The following is a 21,882-nucleotide window of genomic DNA, read 5'->3' as shown; positions in this document are numbered from 1 at the left end:
TCACGACGAGATGGGCATTGCTCTGCCCGCTGCATTAGCACCATGCTGAGTGGGGATGGGAAGTATCGTATGGCGTCCGTGGTAACTAACCTTTCATTTGCTTTGCCTAGCGTCGACTGCATGACTGCGTTTGTAGCATACGAAGACTACGTCTCGTGGCACGTCCTAAAATGTGACGATGTGGCTTGTGACGCTATTCCTAGTGCCAATGGTTCACATCATTACCGAAGCTATAGCAGCGCCTATAGGTACCTCCCATTTGCGCAAAGCCAATGCGCTCGTCCCCTCGTAACCCCGCCCTACCCCGATAACTTGGCCTAATCCTCAGCACCTCGACTCCTCTTTCGGTTACGCGCTGGCGCAATCTGGTCGGTGTCCGTTGCTCAATGAAGGGATTCCGCCAGCGGACTAGAACGGCGCAGGTGGTAACGGACGACCCATAGCAATTTGGAGTGCTGCGCGCGCCCAAATATCGCCAGGCCGCTGCGCGGCCTCCCTCAAGGACGGCGTGCAGGCTAACTGCCATGTTGGTGACGACATCTTCAAGGGCTCGTCAGACTGCCGGAGCGTCATGCACTGGCCGACGAAGTCGGCGACCCGTTGCTCCATCGATAAATCGGCTCGCATGTCGATGTCGCGGCGACCACGCTCATGGTACCGAAGGTAACTTGGCTGCGCCTCGTTAAGTGGCCAACGAACAAGGGGCATGCGCGCAATCGACCAACTGCTCTCGGCGGGAAGATAGTGAGTCCCGACATCTAGCAGCACGTCCGCCGTCTCGACCCAGAAGTGGGCCGCCGGACCTTTCCCATCATTGGCGAAGCCCTGCCAGCCAGCTCTTTGTGCATCAGGGGATATGGTGAAGCAGGCCACGTCCCCGTAAACGACCTCTGCAAGGACACCATCCGCACACAGCATCTCTCGCATGCCGATCGCTGCGTACATGCAACGCTTCCAATAACTTCTCGGAAACGACTGGCGAAGCGTCTGGTCGACGACAGAGAAGCAACGGGTGATAGAGTCGTTTTGGGACATGAGAAATAGTTTGTTAGATTGGCATGACGCGACCAACTAGATCGCTGAAAATAGCGAACAATTCTATCTTCGCCCTACACTTTACGATCAAAAGCACCTGCCCTCGTCGACTTCTCCCGCTAAAGTGGATAAGGAATCCATTCGACCATCAGGTCCCCATGAGCGAAAAATCGCAAGCCATCGTCTGCTTCATTGCAAACCTATTGCCGCTTTACACCAGCGTTTCTTTCGAAGAGCGAACCTGTGCCCTCTGCTTGCTTGACGGAACTATCGTTGCACCCATTGTCAATGTGGAAGTCGACTCTTTGGACGACGACGGATGGGTCATGATCTATTGGCAAGGAAATCCAGACCGAAAGACTGAGATGTCTGCAACCCTGTTCGCAAGTCAGGCTGTCTTGCGCTATGTAGAGCTTCGCAGCGCGGGTCTGCCACCGGATACCTATCGCAATGAAAGAGCCGGCCTTGCTGAGCACTTTAATCACAAGACCGGCGCATCCCTTTATTTCGCTGATGGATGGATCGAATCCGAAAACACCGCAATGATGAAACGTTGGGGAGCGCGGGTCTTTGGTGTGCTGGCGAGCGTATTAGCAAAGCACTTTGGAGCTGCGTGAATAACATGATGTACCCGGACCTTGAAGCTGCCCTGTCGAACTGGCGGCTGGACAGCTAGCTATCCTCGGTACATCAACGGCTGGCCTTTCCTACCCCCGATAACAGCGGCTAATCGCCCGGCCCTGACTAGGCCACTGGTTAAGAGTGGAGGTGCGACGCTGGGGTTAAGCGGCGGCGCATGCCAGTGGAGACGACGAGATCATCACCGTGTCGTCAGTAATTTTACCCTATGCATATTGCCGGCAAAATTATTGACCTCCTCTCGGTGCGCGAGCCAGAAGCTTCAATCTGCCCGTCAGAGGTTGCGCGCGCCCTGACTGATGGTGAAATGGCATGGCGGGCAATGATGCCAGCCGTGCGCGAGACGGCAGCCGCATTGGCCCGCTCAGGCCGCATCGTCATCACGCAAGGCGATCAACGGATTGACCCCAATGATGCATATCGAGGCCCCGTCCGGCTGCGGCGAGGGCCCGTATTCCGATGAGCGCGTAGAACGCTCACCGCGAAATGCTGTAACCGGCTTCGCCAGAAACTGCGGTGGTTAGGCTAGGATCACCCAATGGAAATTTGCGGTAAATATTCTGAAGTCGGCAGCTCTTCGGCCCCCTTCGCTATAGCTTCCTCGACCTCATTGGGCGAGATGGGCTGCACGAGGCATAGGACATCCAGCTTTGCCTTTGCGCGCACGTAGAGCTCGTCAGTGGGCTTCATACGGCCTGTGCGCACTTCCCGCTCCGTAATTTCCCGAAGCGCAACTTTATTAACCCTTCCGGATAAGGTTGACGCTTCGCTTACGAGTAGGCATCGGAACTGAGTCTCATGAAGAGCTTTGAGCCTGCGAAGCTCTTCAAAAGTGCCAGCCTGTTTTTCCAGGTGTCGACTGAGACCAATGCGCATGGTTAGAAGGTGCTCTCTGCGCTCTATCGACTCCGCTCGGGCATATTCGGCCCTAATCCATCCACGCACCTTCTGGGCGATGAAGTATAAGTCGTGATTTTCCTGCCCGTCACACATAAGGGCTCCCCACCGATATGGTTGACTAAGTTGCGTCGATGAAAAAACTACCGGCGCGGCATACAAAAGTGTGTGAATTCAATCGTAAAAAAAAGTAAAAATTGTGGCTTACATGGACACACTGCCCATGCGACCATACCCCGGAGCGTCCATCTATACCCCAACGAATTGCTGCTGCTCTTAAGCTTAACGTGAACATGTGGAGCTTATCGACCAGCGCTAGACAGCGCCCCTATAGCTGATCACCAATATCGCCGTGGAAATCGATAGCGTCGCAGCTGCCATGATCGATAGCTAAAGCAGAAAGGAGGCGTTTGCCGATGGATACCCTCAAGCGCTTAATTCCCCTGCATCGGTCAGCGAACTTTGGAGATCGGGTGGATAGCAAGGCCACAAGGTACAGGGTAGCGAATGGGACTGCTTCCACCGCCGTGACTCGGCACAGCATAGACGTGAGAAAAAAACCGTCTGCCGAAGCTCTCAATCCACAGGCTTGAGGTCGGGCGTGAATAACCGCCACTTCTTATCTCCGCCTTGCACGCATAAATAGCTACTTCGCTTTGTTCGGTAACCGTTTGCTTGGCAATTCTACGGGCAAATGCGAGTGCATCATTGCGTGAACCAAATTGCCTTTCCCCATCCTTCGGAATCGGTACTTTCCAACCGTGTGTAGCGTCTGGTTTGAAAGGGATATAGAAAATTTCCATCTATGTATCCTCGGCGTCAGGCCACGGATAAGTTCAAACCTGTGATCGCCGGGTATAAAATTTGTCGCATTCGAACGAGTTTAGTCATTCGAGCTAAATCGGTTCCTTCCCAGTCCCGTTGTCGCTAGCGAAGCGAATACGTCAAGCTTCCTTGCGTATATCGTTTTCGGCTTATCGGTTGGGCATAGCCAATCTGGGCCGCGAAGAAGCCTATATACGCAAGTTATTGCCGGTGCTCAGCGATTCCGGCGCGTTCTATACCCTGCTGGTAGGAGGTCTGGAGTGAACAAGCGCCACTGGTCGTCGGCACCCTGGACGCAGACCAAACTATCGCCATGACCCCTCTTACGGTCTTCATTCGCTAAAGCCAGTGCGAAAGCCAACGCTTTATCCCGGGAAGCAAATCTTCTTTCGCCATCGCCGAAAACCGGAACAATCCATTCCCCGGATGGGTCGGAATCAAACGGAATTTCAAAAAGCCTCAAACCCGCATCCTCGGCGAATGGTGGCGGCGAGGCTAGGCTGGCGATCGTGAAGAATCCGTGCATGGAAGAATCGCTAACTATGCGCGGACTACCGGACTCGGAGCGAACATATTTATTGATCCGCGATGGCGGCTTTGTTTAACCAACCTCTCTAAATTTTTTTATGAAACAGTGCAGATAAAACTGCGGGTCTCGTGCACAATTCGCCGCAAAGGCCTTCGTCACCTCAACACAATCTTCGGATGTCCTAGCGCATGACCCGCATTCCTAACGGCGATCCTCTAGCCTTCCTCGGTACTAACAGCGGGATCGCGGCGTTAATTCGATCGTATGACTGGTCTTCAACCCCGCTGGGTACCATTGCCGAATGGTCGACCGAGCTCAAAAACATCACATCCTTTATGTTGCGCTCCAACGTCCCTATGACGCTACTTTGGGGCCCGGAAGGCATCATGATTTACAACGAGGCGTATCAGGAGTTTGCCGGGCAGCGGCATCCTGCCCTTTTGGGGTCGAGGGTCTTGGAAGGCTGGGTAGAAGTCGCCGATTTCAATGCCCATGTGCTGAAAACATGCCTGGCCGGCGGCACACTTTCTTATCTCGATCAACACTTGATCCTATCCAGGAAGGGCGAACCAGCGGACGCGTGGCTCTCACTGGACTACAGCCCGGTCGTTGACGCCGGCGGGAAACCAGCTGGCGTTATGGCCATCGTTCGGGATACCACGGACAGAGTGTTGGCAGAACGAAAGCTTCGCTTTGCACAAGAAGTGGGGGGCGTTGGAACGTTCGAGTGGGATCCAGACACCGGCCAATTGGAGGTGTCCGACCAGTACCGAAAAATCTGGCATATAGCGCCGGATATTGAAGTGACCGAGTCGCTACTCGTTAGCCTGATTCATCCGGATGATCGGCACCTCCTCGGACCGAGCAGATATGGCTCGTTCAATCCCATCAGTTACGCCGAATTTCGGCGCGTGTATCCGGAGACGGGAGAGATTCGCTGGATCGCGCGACGAGGCGAAGCCGTGACGCTAGCCGCCTCGGATCGTCAGCGCTACATCGGTATCGCGATGGACATCACTGAGCGTAAGGCTGCCGAAGAGGCCGTCGCACGCAGTGAGTTTCGTTGGCGAGAGCTGTTCGAACAAATGCAGGAAGGTTTTTTTGTCGGCTATGCCATACGTGATGAAGGCGGTCGCATGGTTGATTTCCAGCTGTTGGAAATCAATCCGGCCTTTGGCACCCAGACAGGCCTAGATGCATCAACTGCGGTGGGGCATTCGATCCTGGAGCTCGTGCCCACTCTGGATGCATCTGTCATCGACACTTACGCCGAAGTGGTGAGAACAGGCAATCCCATTCAATTCGAGATAAACGTACCTGCCCTGCAGAACCGGTGGTTCGAAGCTCGCGCTAGACGCATGGATGCGGACCGCTTCGCGGTACTGTTCGTTGATATTTCCGCGCGTAAGGCCGCCGACGACGCGTTGCGAGAAAGTGAAGTTCGCTTTCGGCTACTAGCGCAATCCATGCCCAATCAGGTCTGGACAGCGGATAGTGCCGGACAACTCGACTGGTTCAACGACCGCGTGTACGAATACTTTCAAGTTGATCCAGGCGCCTTGAACGGGGGGCAGTGGACCGTGGTGGTGCATCCCGACGATCTGGACGGGACGCTCGCTGCCTGGAATGCTTCATTGAGCTCTGGATCTCCCTATCAGTCTGAATTTAGATTGCGTCGCCATGATGGAGCGTATCGTTGGTACAGCACCCGTGCGTTGCCCGTACGCGGCGATAGTGGAAGCGTTGAGCGCTGGATCGGAAACAACGCGGATATTCATGATCAAAAAGTCGCCGAAGAAGCGATCGCCGCGCTTGCGGCATCACTTGAGCAACGGGTGGAAGAGCGGACCGCTGATTTGATAAAAAGTCAAAACGCACTCAGGCAAAGTCAAAAGATGGAGGCGATTGGCAATTTAACTGGCGGTGTGGCACACGATTTTAACAACCTGCTTCAAGTCGTCAGCGGCAATCTCCAGCTGCTCGCCAGTGATGTCGACGACAACCCGCAGGCTTTACGCCGTCTTGATAACGCGATGGCCGGCGTCACGCGCGGAGCCAAGCTGGCCTCTCAGCTGCTTTCCTTTGGTCGCCGTCAGCCGCTTGCACCGCGCGTAACCAACCCGGCACGTCTCATTCGCAATATGGACGATCTGCTGCGGCGAACGTTGGGGGAAGAAGTCGAACTTGAAACAGTCATTTCTGGGGGCCTCTGGAACATTTTTATCGATCCGGGCAATCTAGAAAACGCTTTGCTCAATCTGGCCATCAACGCGCGCGACGCGATGAATGGGCGGGGTCGCTTGACCATAGAAGCAGGGAACGCGTGGCTGGATGACGAGTACGCACGCGCCCACCCTGACGCTACCCCGGGGAGATATGTCCTGGTTGCTGTGACGGATACTGGATGCGGCATGGCACCCGACATCATCGAGAAAGTCTTCGAGCCTTTTTTCACGACCAAACCCGAAGGACACGGCACCGGATTAGGCCTGTCCATGGTCTACGGTTTTGTAAAGCAGTCCGATGGCCACATCAAAATCTATAGTGAAATAGGTCACGGTACGACATTTAAGTTGTACTTGCCTCGTACGACGCGCATCGAAGATAGCTTGCCTGCACAGGAAAAGGGACCAATTCAAGGCGGTCACGAAACGATTCTAGTGGCCGAAGACGACGACTCCGTTCGCGAGATCGTCGTGACACTACTGATAGAGCTTGGTTATCACGTGCTTCAAGCGAAGGACGCGCAGAGCGCGCTGTGTATCCTGGAAAGCGGCATCGAGGTCGATTTACTGTTTACGGACGTCGTCATGCCGGGTCCTATTCGCAGTCCTGAATTGGCAAGAAGAGCGCGCGCACTTCTTCCTGGAGTGGCCATCCTCTTTACGTCGGGCTACACCGAAAACGCCATCGTCCACGGCGGTCGACTTGACGAAGGCGTTGAACTGATCAGTAAACCCTATTCCAATGAGGCGCTCGCGCGAAAAGTCCGTACCGTGCTTTCGTCCCGGCCTCCAGCTGCGCCCGTCGACGCACTATCCTCTCCTCCTTCAAAACCCAGGTTAGCAACTACTGTCCCTAAGACGTCGAAGCCGTTGCGTATCCTGTTGTGCGAAGACGATGAACTCATACGCTTGACAGTCGTGGAGATGTTGCAAATGCAAGGGCACGAAGTCACGGAGGCGACGACTGCGCAACAGGCACTCAACTTTTACGCCGATAAGAGTTATCACTTATTGATTACGGATGTCGGGCTCCCGGACGACTCCGGCGTTGAGCTGGCCAAGGCCATTAGGCAGCACACGCCAGACTTACCGGTGCTGTTCGCAACGGGACGTTTTGACGATGATCGTGTCCGATCAGAACACCGCACGCGCACCATTTTGAAACCGTACGGATCAGAAGACTTACTGCGTGCGATAGAACAACTAACCAACTGATCAACCCGCTTTTTCACATTTTCTTAACGTCTACGGATGTCCCCAATTCGGAAATTTCTCACGCCAAACAATTGCTCGTAAGTTTACGTACGCTTTCTATAGAGCTAAATCCCCGATAGCTACGAACGCGTGATCTGGACTACGTCGGTGCGCTGGATTCACGCTTCGAGATGACAGAATTATCCGTCGAGCGTAGTAATCCTATCGGGGAGCCATAGGCATTGCTAAGAAGGGGAATCGATGTGGGGCACAACGCACCGGTAGATGCCAAAAAATCGTTGTGGGCCAAGCTAGGCGCCGGACTCATCACCGGCGCCGCCGACGATGATCCAAGTGGCATAGCGACGTACTCCCAGGTTGGCGCAGCTTACGGCTACGCAACGGTCTGGAGCCTCTTTTTGGCGATGCCGCTGATGATCGCCATACAGACCATCAGCGCGCGCATAGGATGCGCAACGGGAAGAGGTATCGGCTCAAACATGCGGCTTTATTATCCGCGGGGCGTGGTTTATGGGCTGATCTTGTCTGTGGTCGTAGCAAACGTCATTAACCTGGCCGCCGACATAGGTGCCATGGGGGCTGCGCTGAAGCTGCTTATTGGCGGGCCTGCTGTGCTTTACGCCACCAGTTTCGCTTTAGCCTCGCTGGCCCTGCAGGTGTGGGTGCCGTTTTCTCGGTACTCACCCATATTGAAGCTTTTGACGCTGAGCCTATTTGCTTACATCGCGACCGTATTCGTTATCCACGTACCGTGGGGCGACGTACTAAAGGACATCGTTTTACCAAAAGCAAAATTCGATGCCAAATATGCAGTGGCCATCGTCGCCGTACTCGGAACAACCATCAGCCCCTATCTCTTCTTTTGGCAAGCAGCCCAAGAAGTGGAGGAAATACGTGCAAGCAGTGACCGTAAGGCACTCAAGCGTGCGCCGTCTCAGGGGCTAGAGGCTATTCGACGTATCGGTATCGATACGACGATTGGCATGTTGTTTTCCAACATCGTGGCTTGTTTCATCATTCTGACCGCGGCGGTTGTGTTACATGCACACGGTAAAACGGATATCCAGTCGTCCTCAGATGCTGCCCAAGCGCTACGACCTATCGCTGGCCCCTTTGCCTTTTATCTTTTCGCCGCCGGTATTGTTGGTACAGGACTTTTAGCCGTGCCCATTCTTGCCGGGTCGACAGCGTTTGCCGTTGCGGGTGCATTTGACGAGCCGTACGGCCTTGAACAAAAGCCAAGTCAGGCCAAGCTGTTTTACGGCGTACTGATGTTTGCCAGCGTGGCGGGAATCGCTCTCAATTTCACCCCGATCGATCCGATCAAGGCACTGTATTGGAGTGCAGTTATTAACGGCGTCGCGGCTGTTCCTTCGATGGTGATGATCATGAAGATGAGCACGAACTCGAAGGTCATGGGTGCGTTCACCATAAGCACCTCACTGAATGTCTGGGGATGGCTCGCCACGGCGGTAATGGCCGCAGCGGCGGTGGTTATGTTTGTTACCTGGGGTAAGTGACACCTAATCGCCGATTAAGCACCGGGTCGACCGGCCGCCGCTGTGGGTTTTTTTTAGCAAGGAGATTCTCCACTTCCACCTTGGCCCAAGCGCAGGACTTGCCGCTCGTTCAGAGGTTGGCTTAGCTCGCTGGACTGAGCGCCCAGTTCACAGTCAAGCGACAGTTCATAGGCAATCGCCTCACATGAGAGCGCTCATTGTATCGTGGTGGTCAAACCCACTGAGCATCGATGCAATTGCAGCGGCGGTTATCAAATAAACCTACCGCCTGCCAACGGAATCAAGCTATGACGCTATCTTTGGAAGGACGCGTAGCCGTGGTGACTGGCGCGGCTAAGGGTTTTGGACGTGCAGCGGCTGTTGCGCTAGCCACTGAGGGTTGCGATATCGTCGGAATAGACGCAGCGGCGCCGGTAAGTTCCATTCCTGATTATAGACCCGCGTCGCCTGAGGACTTGTCGCAAACCGGTCGCTCGGTGCAAGCGCTGGGCAGACGCTGGCTCGCTTATCAACTAGACCAGCGAAACATGCCTGCGTTACGAGATCTTGCCCATCAGATCAAAACTGAATTGAAACGCATTGATATCGTCTTCGCAAACGCGGGTATCCAGCCTGGCACGAAATTCGGAGCATCTTATTCAGCGTCAAAGTGGGGAATTCTCGGGCTGATGAAATCAATCGCTTTGGAACTCGTAGAGCACAAAATTACGGTGAATGCCGTCATTCCAGGCCTCATTAATACGACTCTTACCCGGCATGAGGATCGATACGCGCAAGCGCTCGGGGAAGGCGGAAAGTCAGCATCGGTTGACCCCGAGAAAGACGAATCGGCGGCAATCAAAGTTCTTAAGGGGAAAACTCCCCTTGGTCTTCCCTGGATTGAGCCGGAAGACGTTGCGTCTGCTGTAGTTTTTCTCGCGTCCTACGCAGCACGTATGATTACTGGCACGACAATAGCTGTGACCGGCGGGGACAGTGCTCACGGAGTTGCGTAGAGACCCCACTGAATCTTCGTCAATGAAGCCGCCCATTACCGTGGAGCCTGCTGACCAAGCGTCTAGCGACTGATGCCTATCGACGAATGAATGACGCCACTTTTCGGAGAACGCATATGTCATCAATTATCAACGGACTTGCTCTGCCTTGGTGGGAATTCGCGGTACGAGGCGTCGCAGTCTACCTCATTTTGCTTTTACTGATGCGCGTATCCGGCAAACGCTCCTTCGGCGAAATGTCCGCGTTTGACGTCATCGTTCTTGTCTTGGTCGGTGGCACGCTGCGTACCTCCATCATTGGGGCTGACACCTCCTTCCTTGGGGCGCTGATCGCCGTTACGGGCATCTTGGCGACCGACAAATTTCTTGCAATCATCTGCACAAAATACCCGGTCGTAAATCGTATCGTTGAAGGAAAAGCGACGTTCCTTGTTCGTCGTGGAAAACACGTTCCCGGTGCACTTAAGCGATGCAACATACCTTTAGCCGCGTTTGATCGCGCACTTCACTCTGCGGGCCGCGAAGATATAAACGATTGCGACAATGCCCGTCTGGAGCCGAACGGTCGAATCACTGTTACATCAGATCGTTAGACAGCGTAAGAATCAGAACGGTTGGGCAAAGACGCTCACGCCGTTAGTCTCAAATCGGTGCCAAATAATGAGCTGCCCGCCCCGCCGTGATCGCGTTGTCGGCATCGGGCAACCTGGTTTCGACGTTCCCGGCATACGTTTTGTCGGGGAGCGCGGCGGGGAGAGCCAAATGAGAGTCCGCAGCTAAATATTCGAAACTCGCTCTCGACTGCGGCCGTTCACACCGAGCACGCTTCGAGGACACGCGCTGTTAATGGTCACTGTTGAACGATGCACTGCCATGCGGTTACTTGATACCGCCTCGCCTACACGGGCACGAAGAAATCCATGAAAGCTCTAAGTACTTCTTTAAGAGATCGCCTGCATCGATATTGGTCAGCGGCTAATTACCTGACGGTTGGCCAGATATATCTGCAAGAGAACCCCCTGCTCAAAGAACCGCTGGCGTTTAAGCACATCAAACCCCGATTGTTAGGGCACTGGGGAACAACGACCGGGCTTAATTTCATCTATACCCATCTCAATCGTGCGATCTGTCAGTTTGACCTGAACATGATTTTTATAGCGGGCCCGGGTCATGGTGGTCCAGGCCTAATTGCGCATACTTACTTGGAGGGCTCTTACAGCGAGATCTATCCCAGGGTTGAGCGGAATTCGGCGGGGATGAGACAGCTGTTTCGCCAATTTTCTTGGCCCTACGGCATTCCTAGTCATGCGGCTCCCGATACTCCTGGGTCGATTCATGAAGGTGGAGAGCTTGGATACTCGCTATCCCACGCTTACGGAGCTGCCTTCGACAACCCGGATCTCATTGTGGCTTGCGTGGTCGGCGATGGTGAGGCCGAAACAGGTCCATTGGCTACCAGCTGGCATTCCAATAAATTTCTCAATCCAATACGCGATGGGGCGGTCCTGCCGATTCTTCACCTCAATGGATACAAGATAGCCAATCCCACCCTGCTCACTCGGATAAGTGAAACCGAGTTACTTCAGCTCTTTCAAGGGTATGGCTATGACCCTATCGTCGTCTCGGGGGACGACGAGATGAAAATGCATGACGCTTTTGCCGACGCTCTTGATGGAGCTTTAGCAAAAATACGACGTATACAGCACGCCGCTAGAAGGGCCGGCGAACCTGCTAATCGTCCGGCGTGGCCGCTGATCATTTTTCGCTCGCCAAAGGGATGGACAGGCCCCAAAAGCGTCGATGGACTTCCAGTCGAGGGGAGCTGGCGCTCTCACCAAATTCCCATCGCTCACCTAGAGAAAAAAACGCATCTCAAAGCTCTCGAAAAATGGATGCGCAGCTATTCGCCTAAAAACCTTTTTGACGCGGACGGGCGATTGGTGCCGGACCTACAGGAGCTATCACCCAAGGGCCATCGTCGCATGGGAATGAATCCCCACACGAACGGCGGCTATTTGCTAAAGCCGCTGATACTGGCTGACTTCAGGGAGCAAGCCGTGCTCGTGGAGACGCCGGGTGACCGGAAGGCAGAAGCAACCAAGGTCTTGGGCATCTGGCTGCGTGACGTTATGCACTTAAACGACGCGGAAGCGAATTTCCGTCTTTTTGGTCCGGACGAAACCGCGTCTAACAGGCTGGATGCCGTATACGAAGTGAGTCAGAAAAGTTGGATGGCTGACTCCATTGAGACAGACACCGACTTAGCGACCACTGGCCGCGTCATGGAAGTTCTGAGTGAACACCAGTGCCAAGGCTGGCTCGAGGGTTATCTGCTCACAGGGCGACATGGTCTTTTCAACTGTTATGAAGCCTTTATCCACATTATCGACTCGATGTTCAACCAACATGCAAAGTGGTTGAAGGTAACCCGGTCAATGCCATGGCGTCCGAAGCTAGCTTCGCTTAACTATCTGCTCTCGTCTCATGTCTGGCATCAGGACCATAACGGCTTTTCTCATCAGGATCCTGGCTTCATCGATCACGCCGCGAACAAGAGCTCTGCCGTGGTTCGAATTTACCTCCCTCCCGACGCCAACTGTCTACTGTACGTGGCAGATCAATGTCTACGTAGCCGCCATCTCATCAACGTCATTGTTGCAGGCAAGCAACCCGACTGGCAGTGGTTGAATATTGAAGACGCCTGCGCGCATTGCGCGGCAGGAGCCGGCACGTGGCGGTGGGCAAGCACAGATCCAGATGATCCAGAGCTTGTTATGGCTTGTGCCGGTGATGCTCCCACCGTCGAGGTACTCGCTGCCGTCATGCTACTGCGCAGCTATGAGCCGGATCTGCGTATCCGGGTGGTGAACGTCGTAGACCTGCTAATTCTTCAACCCACAAGCGAGGAACCGCACGGCATGGATAATGACCAGTTCGATCGTCTTTTTACCGCTGACAAACCGGTAATTTTCGCGTTTCACGGTTATCCCGGAATTGTGCATCGGTTGACCTATCGCCGGCATAACCACCAAAATATTCATGTTCGTGGCTACCGTGATGAGGGCACGACAACCACAGCATTGGACATGATGGTGAAGAATCACATGGACCGCTTTCAATTGGCCTTAGATGCGATTGAACGGGTTCCACGTCTGAAAGATCGTGTCGAAGCAGCAAGGCAGCGCTACTGGACCGATATTGAACGACACCATCTGTACGTCAGTGAAAACGGAATTGATCTTCCCGAGATTGTATACTGGCAGTGGGTTGCCCCATCGGTCAGCTAACGATGAACGCGAGCCCTGAAAAGAGCGGCATCATTGTTTGCCTCAACATCGGTTCAAGCTCGTTGAAGTTCTCTCTCTACAGTCTGGCTTCTGCCGCGCTGACTGAAATAGGATCGGGGACTATCGGGTCTCGTGAAACCTCCCCTCAGCTGTCCTTCGATTACGTACATCAAGATAGAAAGCCGCTAAAGAAAGTGCCCATCTCCGGGCTCATTACGACCTCGCTTCGTGAATTGGCATTGGCGGAAGGTGAAATCATCGCGATCGGCCATCGTTTAGTGCATGGCGGTCTAACGATCTTGGAGCATCTTGTCTTGTCGAAGACAGTCGTTGCTACGCTTCGGCGTGCGGTGCCCTTTGCCCCTTTGCACCTGCCGCCTTCGCTAGATTTGATTGATGAGTGTTTCGAGACATTTCCGGGTACGCCGCAGGTCGGATGCCTTGACACAGCTTTTCATAGGACGCTCCCCGCTTTAGCGGCAACACTACCGCTACCCACTCAAATCCGCGATAGCGGCATAAGGCGCTTTGGTTTCCATGGCTTGTCCTGCGAGTCGGTCCTTGAACAGCTCAGAAATGCGCCGGTAAGGCGGTTGGTTGTCGCCCACCTAGGTGGGGGATGCAGCATTACGGCGATTCTCAATGGTCAATCCGTGGACACTTCTATGGGACTTACGCCCATGGGCGGCGTAGTCATGAGTCGCCGTACCGGCGACCTCGATCCCGGGATAATTTTTTATCTGATGCGCGAACAGCGTTACGACGTGAACACGTTAGAAGACCTTTTTGAACATCGGTCTGGTCTTGCAGGAATCTCCAAATCGGACGGCGATTTACGCGATCTGCAAAGCGCATCCGATAGGGGCGATGCCGATGCGGCACTCGCACTCGATATCTTCAGTCACTCAGTTGCGAAGCAAATCGCTGGGATGTGCATCGCCCTGGGGGCCATTGACGTACTGGTTTTCACGGGCGGCGTAGGTGAAAACGCTGGCGTAGTGCGAGAACGCGTCACACAACTCATCGGAGCCCTGGAATTGTCACTGAGCATCCTGGTTTTGCCAGCTCGCGAAAATGAGCGGATAGCCTTCCATGTCGCCAACCTGATCTAGCTTTTATCGACGAATACTAAACTTCGATGTCGAGATCTATGACTATGCAAACGTCAACTTACCGTAATGTCGTCTATCCGACGCACCATCTTTTCTCTAAAAAGGGTAGAAGTCTCGCGACTCAGTAATGTAATTAGTCGGCTTTGGATGTGGAGAGAGCTATGCCGATCGCAGCCGGTAATCGAAAGCTAGTACTTGAGGGTTATGAGGCATGGCTCCATGCGACCGATGCTGAAAAGAGCCCCTACGCCGCAAGCTTATTCGCCAAGCTGATGACAGATTTCGGCTCAGCCAACTACGAGGGAATGACGCAGACCGAGGTAGAGGCCGTCATTCTGTTACCTGAATAAAACATCGAAGATCATAGAAGCCCCATAAAAAACTATGACGAAGATTAATTGGACTAGTGGCAACGAACTCACGGAAGCAGCCACGCTGACTTTCGGCACGGCACCTACGTCTGTGGATCATGTCAACGGATTTATCGTCGTGGCCGGTGCTTTTTTTGTTGATGATGTTGGCTGGTATGGGCAATGGTCGATCGCAGAGATGTATCCACCTAACTCGTATCGGTTGTTGCATGACGGTATTACTTTCGACGTAAGGGAGAGCGAGCTGGAAGCCAGAGCGGACGCAAGGATTGATGGGCTAAGCGCTGCCGCTACGATCCGACCCCACGTCGATCGCTGCTAGAGCTCGCCCGTGGTAACAATCGATGGCGACTTTAAGGTCACGTTTGAGAAATGTTGACAGCCTTCCTCCGCTCAGTTTTGTACCATGCCCATACGAAGTCCCAGCGAGGCCATGATCCATAGCGTGCCGGCCAGCATGATGGAAAGAATCAGGGCGGAGAAAATCAAAAGCTGAAGATCTTCGCGCTTCTGCCTGAAGCTGATATGCAGAAAGAAACGAAAGTGCACGACGATTTGCACGAGCGCTAATACGCCGATAACGGCAAGCACGGCTAGCGGCGTCATCGCACCCCATTTCACCATGGCAAACGGCACGATCGTGAGCGCGAGCGCCAAGCCAAGGCCCCAGACATAGCTGAGGAATTCCCGGCGTTCCTGCGCTTTGAGATCGGCTTTTTCGTTACCCGATGGCATGCATGCACCCCGGTAGATAGAGGACTGAAAAAATGGCGATCCATATGATGTCCAGAAAATGCCAGAACAGCGCCAACCGCATGATGCCGAGCTTGGCCTTGGTATCCACACCGTAGCGCACGAGCTGGCCCAGCAACGCAATCATCCACAGGCACCCTGCCGCTACATGCAGCCCATGCAGCGGCACCAGGTCGAAGAACGCCGAAAGAAATCCGCTGCGCGTGGGCACGCCACCTTTAGCAGCCATGCTGGCGAAGTCGTGCAGCTCCACGCCGATAAAGGCCAGCCCTAGCAGCAGCGTCACCAACAGCCAGGCAACCAGACGTCGCTCGCTATGCCGATATTTCATCGCCAGCGATGCCATGCCGAAGGTGAAGCTGCTCGCCAGCAGCAGCAGGGTTTCGACGAACGTGCTGGTGAGGTCGTAGAGCTGCGAGGCGCCGGGCCCACCGGCGGTGGCGCTCAGCGACGTGAGGTACGTGGCGAAAACCATGCCAAAAAGAATGGCATCGCTCATCATGAATACCCAGAAGCCGAACATCAGCCCTTCGGCCGCCGCATCGTCTTTGCCGTGACCAGGGCCTAGATTGAGTCCAGGATGTTTGGCGATGCCGTCACTCATTGTTCGGCGCCCGTATCGATCGGCATGGCCAGCCCCTCATTGGCAGAGGTCGTTTCCTTGTCGCGCGCTATCGGCTCGGCGCGCGCCACGGCATCCATCCAATGCTGATGCTGGCGGCGCACTTCTTCCGCAGTCACGACGCGCGAAGTGTTGCGGGCAAAGCCACGAACGATCATCGCGGTGATTACTATCGTGCCGAAGATGATCACCATCCACCAGATGTGCCACACCAGCCCGAAGGCGATGGCGAATCCCGCCGCGCCGAGCACAGGCCCCAACGCGCTGTTTCGGGGAACCTCGATATCCTCGAACGGCACGGCCGCTGTGTAGGCCGCCCCGCTTTCCTTCATCACGGTAAATGCGTCGCGATCGGTCACCACAGGAATTGCCGCAAAGTTGTATTCCGGTGGCGGCGCCGAGATGGACCATTCCAGGCTACGGCCATCCCAGGGGTCGCCAACAAACACGCGGTTCGCGTGCCGGTGTTTGATCGATACCCACAGCTGCACACCCAGCGCGCATAGCGCTGCGACCACCAGGATGGCACCGAAAAAAGCGACCGTTTCCAGCGGCACATAGGCCGGCTCGGTGTAGGCCACGGTGCGCCGGGGCATGCCCATCAATCCCAGGGCATAAAGCGGAAAGAAGGCGAGCATGAAACCGAGAATCCAGCACACCGCTGACACTTTCCCCCAGCGTTCGTCGAGACGAAAACCGAACGCTTTGGGAAACCAGAAATGGTACGCCGCGATCATGCCGAACAGCAGCCCCGGCACGGCCACATTGTGAAAGTGCGCGACGAGGAAAACGCTGTTGTGCACCTGATAATCGATGACCGGGTCGGCCAGCAGCACACCACTCAGGCCACCCAGCACGAACAGCAGCATGAAGCCCATCGCATAGATCATCGGCACACTGAAACGTATGCGCCCGCGGAACATCGTCCACATCCAGTCATATATTTTGACGCCGGTCGGGATGCCGATCAGCATCGTGGCCACGCCGAAGGCTGCATTGAGATCTGCACCCTGCCCCATGGTAAAAAAATGGTGCAACCAGACCGTGAAGGAAAGAACGCCAATCGCCATGGTCGCCACCACGAGCGAACGATAGCCGAATAAGGCCTTGCCGGAAAACGTGGAGATCGTTTCCGAATAAACGCCAAACGCCGGCAGGATGAGGATATAGACCTCCGGATGGCCAAACAGCCAGAACATGTTGGCGAAGTGCATCATGTTGCCGCCAAGATCGTTCGTGAAAAAATGGAAGCCCAGGTAACGGTCCAGCGCCAGCTGCGCCGTCGCCACGGTCAGCGGCGGCATCGCGAAAATCATTAGGATACTGGTGCACAGCGCCGTCCAGGTGAAAAGAGGCAGGCGCATCAACGTCATTCCCGGCGCGCGTTTCTTGTAAATAGTGACCGCGAAATTGATGCCGGTGAACGTGGAGCCCAGCGAGGAAAGCGTCAGCGCCCAGATCCAGTAATCCGGGCCAACGCCCGGGCTGAAGCTGGCTTCCGTATACGGCGGATAGCCGAACCAGCCACCCGTCGAAAACGTGCCGAGCACCAGCGAGATCATGACCAGCGCGGCGCCGGCGGCCGTCAGCGCGAGGCTGATGGAATTGAGCACGGGAAAGGAAACGTCGCGCGCACCGATCTGCAGCGGCATGACGTAATTGATGATGCCGGTCAGAAACGGCATGGCCATGAAGAAGATCATGATCGTGCCGTGCGTGCTGAACAGCTGGGCAAAGTGGTTTGGCGTCAGAAAGCCACCGCCCAGACCGTATGCCTGTTGCGCCCGCATCAGCAGCGCCTCGAGCAGCGCCCGTATCAGCATGACAAAAGCCAGCACCACGTACATGACGCCGATCTTCTTGTGGTCCGGGCTGGTCAGCCACTGCGACCAGAGCACGCGCCACAGGCGATAGCGGCTGATCAGCGCGACGGTGACGATACCGCCCAACACCACCATCAATGCCGCACCGGTGGCGATGATGCCGTTGATCACCACGCCCTTGCTCGGGTGTTGCAGCATGTCCCAGAACGGCAGCGCCTGAAGGCTAAGCCGTCCGAAAGGATGCGCCAGCATGCCGGCGCCGATCACCGTCGTTGCCCCATCGGCATGTCTGCCGTCGTGGCTGCGGCGCCAGGTGTTCCGTTTGTCGCCGCAGCGGAATCCGCAGGGATGGTCATGGGCTTACCAGTACCGGTTGTTGCCACCACGGCGGAAAAAAGCGACGCGGGGACGTCCTTGAAATACACGCTGCCACCAGCGGCCCCACGGCTGGTCAGAGCCGCCACCAGCTCGCCCTGCGTCGACCGTCTGGCGATGAGCGCAAGCGCGGACAAATTCATGGGCACGCCCTGCGTGCGGGCGTGGCGCACCCAACCCAGAAATGCCGTCGGCGTCATGGCGACGGCCGTGAAGTGCTGTTGATGAAAGCCGTCGCCGTTGTACATCGTGTTTTCGCCCAAGAAGCGCCCTGCCTCACTGGCTTCCAGATTCAGCTGGGTAACCATACCGCCCATGGCATAGATCTGGCTGCCCAGCGCGGGAATCTGCAACGACTGCATCACCGTGGCGGAGGTCAGCGTCAGCGCAATGGGGCGTCCGACCGGAAGCGCCAACTCGCCGATGCTGGCCACCCCCTCGTCCGGATAGATGAAGAGCCATTTCCAGTCGTAACCGATCACCTCCACGCGCATGGGGGCGACGCTGGAAGCGATACGCCTGTACGGATCCAGTGCATGCGTGCTGCGCCAGACCAGGATGCTGAGCAGGGCCACGATCACCAGCGGACCGCCCCAGGTTGCCACCTCCAGCGGCCCGTAATAGGACCATTTCGGCGCGTACCGCGCGCGTCTGGCGCGATAACGGTAGCGCCACGCAAACCAGGGCAGGATCACGAAAATCGGCAGCGCGACGAAGATCGCCAGCAGCACCACCACGTCAAGAAGCTGGTCGTGCTGCGATTGCGCGACGGGACCGTGAGGATCGAGGAAACCCAGACGCACGCTGCTGCAGCCAGCCAACGAAGAAGCCAGCACGAGAAGGCCAGTCGCCGCGATGGCAACCCTTGTTCCGCGTCCGATGGATTTAAACCCCATGACGTTGATTCGCCCATTGCACATCGCTGAGCAGCGCCGACTTCGGCTCACAATCAAAGTTGCTCACAAATTGCCGCTCCCGGTCGGATCGACTTCTTGTGAGTTGCTCTACCATCCGGTAATCGTGCGCGCGGCCTTGTTCAAGCGACGTCAACCCAGTCGTCATTAACTCAAGCGGCGTTGGCTTGCTTGAGTTCATTCGGTCTCATACTGTTCGGTGAAACTCTCATCCTGCCTGGCGTCGATCGAAACGTCTCTCGCATGATCCCGATGCGCTGATAGGTGCTAACACTTTTGCGCCTTTCGAACTCCCAAGCGATCTGCGCGATTGGAGCAACGATGCTTCCAAGCGCAGGCTATCGACTTTTGCCATGCAGTTGCCGGTCCATACTTTTTCTGGTCAATGAAGTCTTTCGGCTCCATCAAAAGTTTCGTGAATGGAAAATCATGGCATCTGAACTCGCGCATGAAGAATTTTTCGGAGTGCCTCGACGTGCGCACGGAGGGCGTACGTTTGTGTACGTCCTCCAATGTCGAGGGGAAGACTTGCTCAAAGTCGGCTTTTCGCACCAACCGATCGTGAGATTCCACGCGCTGCATCCCCGGTTCTATGCGTTCTTCGACCTCGATGAGAGTTTTCTGATCGAGACGGATCGGCTAAAGGATGCCCGCCGTATCGAAAGGCTCTTCATCGAGCGCTGGCCAGAACATCAGGCACCCGCGCCGCTTGCTATCAAACCGACGGCAGGTGGGCACACGGAATGGTTTCGCGGCGTTGGCGATTCCGTTTTTCAGATCGCGCAGAGACTGGCCGAGCGATACGGCCATCCTGTCCACGCGCCGGTGCGCCTTTGGCTTCGTGCGCAAATGATAGAACGCGCAGACTTGCTCTTTGCGTGGTCGGATCGCCTATTTCAGATCGTCGACTGGCAAGATAAAAATCAGCACGACCAGGCGAGAGATCCGAGATACCGCCGCATGCTTTGCGACGCGCTGGATGCCATGGAATCGGTAGGTATTGAAAGCAAAGAACTTGTCCCCGAGCCTGTGCATCAATGGTATTTGTCGAGCTGCGCATTGAGGTCTTGATGCCTCATGTCGAGAGTCTCAAATTTTGATACAAGCTCGTTGTAAGCTCCGCCCAATGCGCCAGCCTTCCCTATTTGCCAGCGATACATCGGCCTTGTTGAGCGGGCCGGAGGGCGAGGTCCGTTACTACGCGAATGTCCTGACGCCAGAAGACGCCGGCCGATGGTTTGCAGATTTGCATGAGCACACCGTCTGGCAGGCCGAGCGACGGGCAATGTACGACCGTGAAGTGGACGTGCCCAGGCTACGTGCGCATTTTTTACGCAACGACCACCTGTCGCCCACCCTGCTCGAAGCTTTCGGCCTCGTGACCCACTATCTCAATGTTCCGTTCAACAGCGTGGGATTGAACCTCTACAGGGATGGACACGACAGCGTCGCACCTCACAATGACAAGCTTTCTTTTCTCGAGGCCGATCAGCCTATTGCGGTGCTATCCCTGGGCGCGACACGCCGTATGCTCATTCGCCGGAAAAAGGCGCCGTATAGGCGCCTATCCATTGATCTGGAAGCGGGAAGCTTGCTGGTCATGTCATGGACGAGCCAATGGCATTACGACCACGGCGTGCCAAAAGAGCGCGGCGTGGTCGGCCCCCGGATAAGCCTGGCGTTCCGGGTGTCGAAGGGCGCCAGCACCGGCGAGAGTTCTTCGTCCGCTTAGTTGGACGGGCCACCCATCACCGGCACTATGGCACCCGAAATGTAGCTCGAGCACGACGGCGCGGCGAGAAAGACATAAGCAGGGGCGACTTCCTCCGGCTGTGCGGGACGGCCCATAGGGCTGGATTTTCCAAAGTCTCTTATCTTCTTCGACGACTGATCGGCCGGGTTCAGCGGTGTCCACACAGGCCCGGGAGCAACCGCATTAACGCGAATCCCTTTGGCAACCAGGTTTCGCGCAAGCGCTTTGGTGAAGGCATGAATGCCGCCCTTCGTCATGGAATAATCCAACAGGTTTTCATTGCCGAAGAGCCCAGTCTCGGATCCCGTGTTGATGATGCAGTCGCCGCTTTCAAGGTGAGGTAGCGATGCCTTGGCCATATGGAAGTAACCGAAGAGGTTGGTTCTCAGCGTCAGTTCGAAATGCTTCTCGGTAATGTCTTCCAATTGATCAGCATGTTCCTGGAACGCCGCATTGTTGACCAAGATCGACAACTTACCGAGCTTCTTGATCGTCTTTGCCACCGCCTTTTTACAAAAACTGAAATCTCGCACGTCTCCATCGATCAACAGGCATCGGCGGCCTTCCGCTTTGACGTGATCTCGTGTCTTGCGGGCATCCTTGTGCTCGTTCAAATACACGATGGCGACATCGGCGCCCTCCCGCGCAAAGAGCACGGCGACAGCGCGTCCAATGCCGGAATCGCCACCGGTAATGATGGCGACCCGGCCATCGAGCTTCCCGCTGCCGTGATACGCCGGCGCTTCGAATTGAGGAGCCAGAGCCAAATCCGATTCCAGCCCTGGCTTACGCAAGTGCTTCTTCGGTAGCGGATTGGTTGGATACGTCCTTGCTCCCGCTTGTGAAGGCTTGTGAGCTTTCTTGCGCGTGTTTTTAGTTGCGTCTTTCGCGTCTGTTGCGCTTTGAATGCGACGCTGCAGCCGAGCGGTTTTTGACGTTGCTTTTTCTGCTGTTGCCATGGTCATCTCCGATACTTTTGACGATAGCTCGCC

General features: G+C 55.5%; 22 protein-coding genes. 13 read left to right on the top strand and 9 right to left on the bottom strand.

Going from position 1 to position 21,882, the window contains the following annotated elements; translation table 11 throughout:
• Positions 1 to 408: 408 nt before the first annotated feature.
• The gene (locus HDE78_RS00420) at positions 409 to 945 is read right to left on the bottom strand and encodes a hypothetical protein (RefSeq protein ID WP_179476556.1); all 537 of its coding nucleotides are present in this window, start codon (positions 943 to 945) and stop codon (positions 409 to 411) included.
• Positions 946 to 1,193: 248 nt separating this feature from the next.
• Here HDE78_RS00420 and HDE78_RS00415 point away from each other — a divergent pair, with 248 nt between their 5' ends.
• On the top strand, positions 1,194 to 1,652 hold the full coding sequence (locus HDE78_RS00415; protein ID WP_179476555.1) for a hypothetical protein: 459 nt from the start codon (positions 1,194 to 1,196) through the stop codon (positions 1,650 to 1,652).
• A 230-nt stretch (positions 1,653 to 1,882) separates the two neighbouring features.
• On the top strand, positions 1,883 to 2,137 hold the full coding sequence (locus HDE78_RS00410; RefSeq protein ID WP_179476554.1) for a DUF3253 domain-containing protein: 255 nt from the start codon (positions 1,883 to 1,885) through the stop codon (positions 2,135 to 2,137).
• A gap of 68 nt (positions 2,138 to 2,205) precedes the next feature.
• Here the strand turns inward: HDE78_RS00410 and HDE78_RS00405 are convergent, their stop codons facing one another.
• Positions 2,206 to 2,550: a hypothetical protein gene (locus HDE78_RS00405; RefSeq protein ID WP_179476553.1), complete on the bottom strand. Its 345-nt coding sequence runs from the start codon at positions 2,548 to 2,550 to the stop codon at positions 2,206 to 2,208.
• A gap of 473 nt (positions 2,551 to 3,023) precedes the next feature.
• Positions 3,024 to 3,374 carry a hypothetical protein gene (locus HDE78_RS00400; protein ID WP_179476552.1) on the bottom strand — a complete coding sequence of 117 codons (351 nt, stop codon included), beginning with the start codon at positions 3,372 to 3,374 and terminating at the stop codon, positions 3,024 to 3,026.
• A gap of 151 nt (positions 3,375 to 3,525) precedes the next feature.
• On the opposite strand from HDE78_RS00400, the gene HDE78_RS20890 reads away from it, so the two are divergent.
• The 9 genes from HDE78_RS20890 (at position 3,526) to HDE78_RS00360 (ending at position 14,972) form a co-directional block, all read left to right on the top strand.
• The gene (locus tag HDE78_RS20890; protein ID WP_255457529.1) at positions 3,526 to 3,660 is read left to right on the top strand and encodes a hypothetical protein; all 135 of its coding nucleotides are present in this window, start codon (positions 3,526 to 3,528) and stop codon (positions 3,658 to 3,660) included.
• 453 nt (positions 3,661 to 4,113) lie between these two features.
• Positions 4,114 to 7,365, top strand: coding sequence for a PAS domain S-box protein (locus HDE78_RS00395; protein ID WP_179476551.1), 3,252 nt, complete (start codon positions 4,114 to 4,116; stop codon positions 7,363 to 7,365).
• Positions 7,366 to 7,607: 242 nt separating this feature from the next.
• Positions 7,608 to 8,885 carry a divalent metal cation transporter gene (locus HDE78_RS00390; protein ID WP_343205629.1) on the top strand — a complete coding sequence of 426 codons (1,278 nt, stop codon included), beginning with the start codon at positions 7,608 to 7,610 and terminating at the stop codon, positions 8,883 to 8,885.
• A gap of 287 nt (positions 8,886 to 9,172) precedes the next feature.
• Positions 9,173 to 9,880, top strand: coding sequence for an SDR family oxidoreductase (locus HDE78_RS00385; RefSeq protein WP_179476550.1), 708 nt, complete (start codon positions 9,173 to 9,175; stop codon positions 9,878 to 9,880).
• Positions 9,881 to 9,996: 116 nt separating this feature from the next.
• Positions 9,997 to 10,473 (top strand): YetF domain-containing protein, encoded by a 477-nt coding sequence (locus tag HDE78_RS00380; RefSeq protein ID WP_179476549.1) that lies wholly within the window; start codon positions 9,997 to 9,999, stop codon positions 10,471 to 10,473.
• Between the two features lie 327 nt (positions 10,474 to 10,800).
• A complete protein-coding gene (locus HDE78_RS00375) occupies positions 10,801 to 13,167 on the top strand; it encodes a phosphoketolase family protein (RefSeq protein WP_179476548.1) in 2,367 nt (788 codons plus the stop codon).
• Positions 13,168 to 13,169: 2 nt separating this feature from the next.
• Positions 13,170 to 14,279: an acetate kinase gene (locus HDE78_RS00370; protein ID WP_179476547.1), complete on the top strand. Its 1,110-nt coding sequence runs from the start codon at positions 13,170 to 13,172 to the stop codon at positions 14,277 to 14,279.
• Positions 14,280 to 14,440: 161 nt separating this feature from the next.
• Entirely contained in the window at positions 14,441 to 14,629 is a 189-nt protein-coding gene (locus HDE78_RS00365) for a hypothetical protein (RefSeq protein ID WP_179476546.1), read from the top strand.
• Positions 14,630 to 14,663: 34 nt separating this feature from the next.
• Positions 14,664 to 14,972, top strand: a complete 309-nt coding sequence (locus tag HDE78_RS00360) for a hypothetical protein (RefSeq protein ID WP_179476545.1) — start codon at positions 14,664 to 14,666, stop codon at positions 14,970 to 14,972.
• Between the two features lie 71 nt (positions 14,973 to 15,043).
• Here HDE78_RS00360 and HDE78_RS00355 read toward each other — a convergent pair whose 3' ends face one another.
• The 5 genes from HDE78_RS00355 to HDE78_RS20780 are packed head-to-tail and all read right to left on the bottom strand — an operon-like array spanning position 15,044 to position 19,318.
• Positions 15,044 to 15,385 (bottom strand): cytochrome C oxidase subunit IV family protein, encoded by a 342-nt coding sequence (locus tag HDE78_RS00355; protein WP_179476544.1) that lies wholly within the window; start codon positions 15,383 to 15,385, stop codon positions 15,044 to 15,046.
• Positions 15,372 to 16,007 (bottom strand): cytochrome c oxidase subunit 3, encoded by a 636-nt coding sequence (locus tag HDE78_RS00350; protein ID WP_179476543.1) that lies wholly within the window; start codon positions 16,005 to 16,007, stop codon positions 15,372 to 15,374. The genes HDE78_RS00355 and HDE78_RS00350 overlap by 14 nt, the downstream gene beginning before the upstream one ends.
• The gene (locus tag HDE78_RS00345) at positions 16,004 to 18,100 is read right to left on the bottom strand and encodes a cbb3-type cytochrome c oxidase subunit I (protein ID WP_179476542.1); all 2,097 of its coding nucleotides are present in this window, start codon (positions 18,098 to 18,100) and stop codon (positions 16,004 to 16,006) included. The genes HDE78_RS00350 and HDE78_RS00345 overlap by 4 nt, the downstream gene beginning before the upstream one ends.
• An 11-nt stretch (positions 18,101 to 18,111) precedes the next feature.
• Entirely contained in the window at positions 18,112 to 19,059 is a 948-nt protein-coding gene (locus HDE78_RS00340; RefSeq protein WP_218861881.1) for a ubiquinol oxidase subunit II, read from the bottom strand.
• 49 nt (positions 19,060 to 19,108) lie between these two features.
• A complete protein-coding gene (locus HDE78_RS20780; protein WP_184504924.1) occupies positions 19,109 to 19,318 on the bottom strand; it encodes a hypothetical protein in 210 nt (69 codons plus the stop codon).
• Between the two features lie 347 nt (positions 19,319 to 19,665).
• On the opposite strand from HDE78_RS20780, the gene HDE78_RS00335 reads away from it, so the two are divergent.
• Both HDE78_RS00335 and HDE78_RS00330 read left to right on the top strand, forming a co-directional pair.
• Entirely contained in the window at positions 19,666 to 20,208 is a 543-nt protein-coding gene (locus tag HDE78_RS00335; protein WP_184504922.1) for a GIY-YIG nuclease family protein, read from the top strand.
• A 55-nt stretch (positions 20,209 to 20,263) separates the two neighbouring features.
• The gene (locus HDE78_RS00330; protein ID WP_179476539.1) at positions 20,264 to 20,869 is read left to right on the top strand and encodes an alpha-ketoglutarate-dependent dioxygenase AlkB; all 606 of its coding nucleotides are present in this window, start codon (positions 20,264 to 20,266) and stop codon (positions 20,867 to 20,869) included.
• Here HDE78_RS00330 and HDE78_RS00325 read toward each other — a convergent pair.
• On the bottom strand, positions 20,866 to 21,849 hold the full coding sequence (locus HDE78_RS00325) for an SDR family oxidoreductase (RefSeq protein WP_179476538.1): 984 nt from the start codon (positions 21,847 to 21,849) through the stop codon (positions 20,866 to 20,868). The genes HDE78_RS00330 and HDE78_RS00325 overlap by 4 nt on opposite strands.
• Positions 21,850 to 21,882: the final 33 nt, after the last annotated feature.

The sequence above is a fragment of the Rhodanobacter sp. K2T2 genome (assembly GCF_013408815.1).
Taxonomy (GTDB): Bacteria; Pseudomonadota; Gammaproteobacteria; order Xanthomonadales; family Rhodanobacteraceae; genus Rhodanobacter.
This window is presented reverse-complemented; position numbering and strand designations above follow the sequence as displayed.